A 6,566-nucleotide genomic window follows, 5' to 3' on the forward strand; every position below is an offset into this window, starting at 1 on the left:
ATATATCCCGATTGCCTATCGCATTTCCATGACTGGTATATGGCGCAGGCGCTGGATAAGCAGGACCCAGAGGCCTGCGACAGCTCTGGCTACCATTTTCCGAGACGGTACGATTTCGGCACATATCTGAACGCAGAAGTACGCAAACACGTGGCACAAAACCCGTCGGGGTCTGACATCGTCCATATCGTCGACCGGGCCATCGACGTCGTCAAAAAAGGCTCCCTTTTTCAAATTGCGCTGGAGGGTGGTGACATCGTTTCCGCACGGGTTCTGGCAGTGGCCGCCACGCCGGGTCTGGCAAATATCCCACCAGTGCTTTCCGCTCTCCCTAAGAATGGATCAGCCTTTCTCCCTGATCCTTGGAACACGGACCGGTTGCGCCGGATACCGAAGTCAGCTGACGTGCTCATTTTGGGAATGGCTCAGACAGCGTCGGATGTTACCGCGAGCCTTTTGAAATATGGTCATACAGGGCCTATCACGCTGCTGTCTCGGCGGGGAAAAAGACCGCGAAGACGTCCCCCCCTCAATGCCAATTCCTATGTGCGCGACAGCGTCCCGGACGCAGAAAAACACGCGCAATTCATCGGGCCAGATTTGACCGTTAAGCCGCCTTCAAGAATTCTTCAGGAATTACGCCGCGAGGCACACATAAGGGCAGACCGTGGCGAGTCGTGGGTGCCTACCATGGAAAAGCTCAGTGAGCTGATTTCCGATCACTGGCACACCTTGCCTATGGCCGAAAAGATGCGCTTCTTACGCCATGGCAAAACCTGGTACGACGTCCACCGCTTTCGCTTGCCACCACAGATCGAGAGTCGCATCGAAGCAGCCCAAGCCCGCGGCCAAGTCAGCTTTTTGTCCGCCACGATCCTTGACGCAAAACCGAACGCCTCTCGTCTCAACGTCTCCCTGCGTGAACGTGCAAAAAGGGACGTTACTACTAGAACCTTTGACATCTCTGTAAATTGCACCGGGTTGGAAGATCGGCTCGGGCAGACAAACAACCCGTTCTTGCACGCCCTAATCGCTCGCGGGTTTGCGGCACACCATCCGACCGGATCCGGCTTCGATGTCGATATCTGCGGCAATGCGATCGATGCGAAGGGACACGCCAATCAAGCTCTCTTCATTGTCGGTCCCCTGACCTATGGCGCGTTTGCCGATCAGCAGGGTTCGATATTCATCCTGCGTCGTGTGCTGCGCGTTTTGCCGGAAATATTACGAAAAGCGGTCGCTCGCTAACGGGTGTTGGAGCCGTTCGAGAGTATCCTGCGCAGACACGCTCCGGCGGCGCCACGGACCGGAAGGACTACGACAGCCGACGGCGTGTCGATTGTCGGCCGCTTCCCTGATTTTGTCGGGGCAACAATGGCAATCCCTGGTCTCCCTTTTGATCCTGTGCATTTTTGGGACGTTTAGCGCCTGAGGGCTCGGGAGATATTGGCCACAGTCTCCTGTAGTTTTGGCAGGATGATTTCAACCATGACCTTAGGCGTCATTCTCATGCTCGGGACGCCCACGTTGATCGCGCCGACAACCTCACCAGTGCTTTTGTAGACAGGAACCGCAATCGAGGTGAGGCCAACTTCAAGTTCCTGATCCACCAGACACCAGCCTTGGTCCCGGACATTTTCCAGAATACGTCGAAACTCCACAGGATCGGTGACTGTCCGGTCCGTCATTGCGTCAAGCGGGACACTCTGGATCATTCTTGTCCAGGCCTCTTCTGGCTGGGCTGAAAGAAGCACCCGTCCGGTCGCGGTCTGGGCCGCGGGAAACCGGCCACCAACGATGATGCCGACGCTTATCACACGATGATACTGAGCACCGGTAACGTAAACGACGTCGAATTTGTCCAGGACAGCGGCGGACACAGATTCTTGGATTTCGTCCGACAGATGGTCGATGAACGGGCGCGCGATATCCCAGACACCTTTCGAGGACAGAACCGAAAACCCCAGTTCCAAAACCTGCGGAGTGAGATCGAATAGCTTGCCATCGGCCACCGCGTAGCCCTCGCGAACAAGCGTGAGAAGGATGCGACGTGCCCCGGCCCGGGTATTGCCCGTCTCTGCGGCGACCTCAGAAAGCGTCATCTTGCGACGCGTGCGGTTGAAGGCGCAAAGGACTTCCAAGCCACGGGCAAGTGAACTTACGTAGTCTCGCGGATTGAGACTCCCATGTTCGCTTTTATCGCTCCGCTTCGGAGCTGCTGTCGTCAGATCAGTCCGTCCGACAAGCTTGGCCGGCGCGCGCAGCTCCTGACTTTCAGATTTTTTTGTCTTCTCAGCCATGCGACCCTCGACCACGTTAGGTGCCTGGCTCACACCACAAATTATTGTGCCCTGCCAGCGGCCCACAGCGCGATACCGACGTGTATTGCAGGTGGGCTACGAAATAACTGTTGCACGACTTGTACCTCCCGTTGTTAAATCGAACAATAGTGCGCTATGCGAACAATCAAAAAGCCAGGGAGACCAGATTATGACACACTCAGCGAATGGCCGTAATGGACTTACAAGACGCGGTGCCTTGAAAGGCATGGCGGCTACAACAGCTTTAGCCGCGGTGCCATTCCGCGCATCTGCACAAGAAACCACTTTGCGCTGGTGGTCGCCTCAAAGCGCGCCCCTGCAGCTTGAGGCTTACAACTTTCAGATTGCGGCGTTCGAAGCCGCCAATCCTGGCATCAAGGTTGTCTTCGAGACCACCTCCGATGAAGGTTATGCCGCACAGCTTGCGGCTGCGTTCGCGTCAGGCGAAGTGCCGGATATCGTTACACACCTGCCATCATTCTCTATCCACACCTACTATTCCAACGGCCTTGTTGCGCCGATGAATGACGTGATCGAGGCCGTCGGCCCGGCAGACTTTTATGACGGCGCAAACGACGTCTACAAAGCCGCTGACGGGAACTATGTCGCCACTGGAATTGGCAACGTGGCGGCCAACATGCTGTGGCTACGGACGGACCTCATGGAAGAGGCCGGCGTTGATAAGTCCCCGGAAACTTGGGACGAGTTTCGCGCGGCCTGCCAAGACATGCAGAAAAATGGAATTTACGGGGCGGTTCTCCCCTATGGCCGCAATTCGATGACCACGCGAATTTTTGTCGGCGTTATGCACCAGGCCGGTGCGACGGTGTTCACGCCGGACCTGCAAGTCGCTATCGACAGCCAGGAAACGCGCGACGCGCTTGAGTTTTATAGATCCATGCGGGAACTCTGCCCTCCGGGAGCTACGAACTACAGCTGGGGTGAAGCAATCACAGCTTTTGTTAGCGGAGCAACGGCCACAGGCATCTACACTGGCCGGGTTCTCGGCAACGTAAATGCCCAAAATCCAAGCATCGCGGACAGCATTACGTGCGTCCGTTACCCAACGATTTCGCCTGATGTAAAGCCATGGACATTCAACGCGTTCCCAAGCGTCTTCATCCCTGCGCAGTCGAAGAAGATCGAGGCAGCCAAGTTGTTCGCTACGCATTTGTTTGAACCTGAAGGCCATATCAAGCAGTTGCTTGCTGCACCGGGCCACCTTCTTCCGGTTCTGAAGTCGATCAACAGCAATCCGATCTATCAAGACGACCCGATCATTAAGAAATACGCGACCGAAGTTGATCTGATGGCATCGGCAGCGGCTGAGGGCCATAACCTTGGCTACGAGTCAAAGGCCCACATGTCGAACGATCGTGCTGGAGACGTCGAGGGTACGATGGCCATCTCCGACATGGTCCAGCGTGTTGTTCTGAACGACGAGAATCCTGATGTCGTGATCGGCGAAACAGCGAAAATCATCGAAGAAGTAATGAAGGGCTAATCGCTCCTCGGGCGCCGCAATGAGTAGGCTATTTAGCCCCCTATTGCGGCGCCCAATTTGTCTGGAAAGGCGGGTTCCACCATGGAGATCATAGACTTCCGACTGAGGCCTCCCACCGGAGGCTTTCTCATGTCTAAGATCTATTCAGTGGCCGAAAACCGGAAGCGCTATACCCAAAAACTTGGCTGGCCCCTCGTCGTATCAGCGGATCTGCAATCGATGGACCTTTTGTTCACCGAGATGGATGAAGCGAAGATAACCACGGGGGTGGTCGTGGGGCGGACCACCGCTACACTCGGCGCAATTCCCAATGCTGATGTGGCGCAGATCGTCACGGATCATCCTGATCGGTTTGTTGGCATCGGGTCTGCGGACAGCAGTGATCGGAAAACTGCGTTCGCGATGATCGACGAAATTCTGAAACTTGGTCTAAAGGCGGTCAATCTGGAACCTGGAGTATCGGCCGTTCCAATGCGCGCGGATGACCGGCGACTTTATCCCATATACGCAAAATGCGAGGATGCCGGGCTACCGGTTGTGATCATGGCTGGCGGCGGCGCCGGACCTGATTTGTCCTACAACGACCCTGTGGCGATTGACCGAATGCTGGCCGATTTCCCCTCTTTAAAAGTCGTGTGTTCTCACGGAGGTTGGCCATTCGTTCAGGAAATTCTCGGCGTCGCCTTTCGGCGAGAGAACCTTTATCTGTGTCCTGACATGTATTTGCGCGGCCTTCCCGGAACCGCAGAATACCTGGCCGCAGCGAATGGCTTTCTGTCTGAGAGAATTTTGTTCGGAACTGCCTATCCGTTCTGCCCGCTCAAGCCGTACGTTGACTGGTTTTTGGAGCAGAAATTGTCCGAGACGTCACTCAAGCGCGTTCTTTCGGAAAACGCAAAATTGCTTTTGTCACACCAATGATGGCGCGTTCAACCAACCAGTTCTGGCACTCCGATGCAGGCCAAGCACCTACGGGATCCGCGCTATGAGAAGACCTAAGCAATCCGTTCTGGAACGGCAGTATTCCATTCTTGGTATCATGCTGATCGCGCCAACGGTCATCGTTTTCTGCGCAGTGATCGTTTATCCTCTTGTTTCGGCGATCTACCTTTCCCTGTTTGAAATATTCACCCCCACGCTTGAAGGCGAATGGGTTGGGCTGGAGAACTATCGAACGCTTCTGAGCAAGGGCGAATTTTGGGTAGCCTTGCGGACGAACCTGATCTGGACCGTTGGCACGCTCACGCTGCAAATTCTGTTCGGGGTCGGGATGGCTTTAGTACTTCACCAAAACATCTGGTTCCGGAGTCTGGCAAGATCTCTGATCCTGTTTCCCTACTTTGTCTCGACGGTCGTCGCGGTTCTGGTCTGGAAATGGCTTTTCAACGACCTCTATGGCATCGTGAATCATCTGCTGATGACAGCAGGTCTCATCGACTTTCCTATCGACTACTTGGGCACGATGCCGAATGCGATGATTTCGGTCATTCTAGTAGGTGCGTGGAAATATTTTCCGTTTGTGGTTATTGCGGTTCTGGCACGACTTCAGACGATACCCGACCACCTCTACGAGGCTGCCAGGATCGACGGCGCTGGACCGATTAGCAGGTTTTTTGACATTACCCTTCCGCAACTGCGCGAAGTGCTGGTGGTCATTATCATGTTGCGCGCGATCTGGGACTTCAAAGAATTCGATCTAATCTTCCTGCTGACCGGCGGCGGTCCCGTGACGTCAACTCAGACGCTTCCGCTTCTGGTCTACAAGGAAGCCTTCAAGCTCAACCAGATGGGAATGGCCTCGGCTTATGCAGTCCTTATGATGCTTATCATGCTTGTTTTCATGCTGCTTTACATCCGCAAGACGCGGTCAGAGGAGAACTGATGGCACGCCGTATAGCGTTCAATATTTTCGCATGGTCGATTGTGCTGATGGTCGCCTTTCCACTTTTTTGGATGGTTGTCACCTCGGTCAAGCCGCAGCCAGAACTATTCCGGCGCCCTCCTACTTTTCTACCGGAAGTCTGGACGTTTGAACATTATGCGAAGTTGTTGTTCGACACGAAGTTCATGACCTACTTCAGGAACTCGGTGATCCTGTCCGTCTCGACGACCGCGATCGTTATCGTGATCGCGACAATCGGCGCTTACAGTCTGGTGCGCTTCAAATATCGTGGTCGCGAAAGCTTGGCTTTTCTGGTCCTGTTCACCTACCTCCTCCCGTCGGTCGTTCTCATCCTTCCGCTCTATCTGATGATCGTGCAGCTTGGCATGTCCAACACGATCTTTTCGCTCGTCATCGCCTATACGACATTCGCCCTGCCCTATGCCTTGTGGCTTCTGCGATCTTTCATGCAGGGCATTCCGGAGGATCTAGAAAGTGCTGCGTTGGTCGACGGGGCATCGCGGATGGGAGCTTTTCGTGACATCATCCTTCCACAGCTGCTTCCTGGAATAATCTCAACGGCGCTGTTCACCTTTATCCTGTCTTGGAACGAATATCTCTATGCGCTTGTTTTGGTGAATTCTGACAATGCGCGCCCGCTTACAACTGGCGTGATGAATATGCTGATTTCATCTTTCAACATTGAGTGGTCACTTCTGATGGCCGCATCGGTGATGATGAGCGTGCCACTGATCATCGCATTCGCCTTCCTCCAAAGTTACCTGACCCGCGGCTTTGGCGCTGGCGGAATGAAAGGATAACCATGGCCGACGTTGTCTTAACCAACCTAAACAAACAA

Annotated in this window: 6 protein-coding genes and 1 pseudogene; 6 read left to right on the forward strand and 1 reads right to left on the reverse strand. The window is 54.5% G+C overall.

The features are described 5' to 3' along the window. Together AC221Y_RS18160 and AC221Y_RS18165 are read left to right on the forward strand one after the other, a co-directional pair. A pseudogene (locus tag AC221Y_RS18160) lies at window positions 1–273 on the forward strand (FAD/NAD(P)-binding protein); the annotation flags it as partial. A gap of 417 nt (window positions 274–690) precedes the next feature. Further along, the gene (locus tag AC221Y_RS18165; protein ID WP_486707953.1) at window positions 691–1,248 is read left to right on the forward strand and encodes an FAD/NAD(P)-binding protein; all 558 of its coding nucleotides are present in this window, start codon (window positions 691–693) and stop codon (window positions 1,246–1,248) included. 173 nt (window positions 1,249–1,421) lie between these two features. Here AC221Y_RS18165 and AC221Y_RS18170 read toward each other — a convergent pair whose 3' ends face one another. Beyond that, window positions 1,422–2,300, reverse strand: coding sequence for an IclR family transcriptional regulator domain-containing protein (locus AC221Y_RS18170; protein ID WP_299750190.1), 879 nt, complete (start codon window positions 2,298–2,300; stop codon window positions 1,422–1,424). A 190-nt stretch (window positions 2,301–2,490) separates the two neighbouring features. Between AC221Y_RS18170 and AC221Y_RS18175 the strand changes: the two genes are divergently transcribed. From AC221Y_RS18175 to AC221Y_RS18190, 4 genes are all read left to right on the forward strand, one after another. Further along, window positions 2,491–3,825 (forward strand): ABC transporter substrate-binding protein, encoded by a 1,335-nt coding sequence (locus tag AC221Y_RS18175; protein WP_486707949.1) that lies wholly within the window; start codon window positions 2,491–2,493, stop codon window positions 3,823–3,825. Window positions 3,826–3,954: 129 nt separating this feature from the next. Beyond that, entirely contained in the window at window positions 3,955–4,746 is a 792-nt protein-coding gene (locus tag AC221Y_RS18180) for an amidohydrolase family protein (RefSeq protein ID WP_486707950.1), read from the forward strand. Window positions 4,747–4,810: 64 nt separating this feature from the next. Next, window positions 4,811–5,707 (forward strand): carbohydrate ABC transporter permease, encoded by an 897-nt coding sequence (locus AC221Y_RS18185; RefSeq protein ID WP_486707951.1) that lies wholly within the window; start codon window positions 4,811–4,813, stop codon window positions 5,705–5,707. Continuing rightward, window positions 5,707–6,528 carry a carbohydrate ABC transporter permease gene (locus tag AC221Y_RS18190; RefSeq protein WP_486707952.1) on the forward strand — a complete coding sequence of 274 codons (822 nt, stop codon included), beginning with the start codon at window positions 5,707–5,709 and terminating at the stop codon, window positions 6,526–6,528. Before AC221Y_RS18185 ends, AC221Y_RS18190 begins: the two co-directional genes overlap by 1 nt. Window positions 6,529–6,566 lie beyond the last annotated feature (38 nt).

Source organism: Boseongicola sp. (assembly GCF_057460485.1).

What these genes read in the sequence shown, in the direction of transcription:
- AC221Y_RS18165 (WP_486707953.1), top strand. Translation starts at nt 691, where the DNA reads ATGGAAAAGCTCAGTGAGCTGATTTCCGATCACTGGCACACCTTGCCT.
- AC221Y_RS18170 (WP_299750190.1), bottom strand. Translation starts at nt 2,300, where the DNA reads ATGGCTGAGAAGACAAAAAAATCTGAAAGTCAGGAGCTGCGCGCGCCG.
- AC221Y_RS18175 (WP_486707949.1), top strand. Translation starts at nt 2,491, where the DNA reads ATGACACACTCAGCGAATGGCCGTAATGGACTTACAAGACGCGGTGCC.
- AC221Y_RS18180 (WP_486707950.1), top strand. Translation starts at nt 3,955, where the DNA reads ATGTCTAAGATCTATTCAGTGGCCGAAAACCGGAAGCGCTATACCCAA.
- AC221Y_RS18185 (WP_486707951.1), top strand. Translation starts at nt 4,811, where the DNA reads ATGAGAAGACCTAAGCAATCCGTTCTGGAACGGCAGTATTCCATTCTT.
- AC221Y_RS18190 (WP_486707952.1), top strand. Translation starts at nt 5,707, where the DNA reads ATGGCACGCCGTATAGCGTTCAATATTTTCGCATGGTCGATTGTGCTG.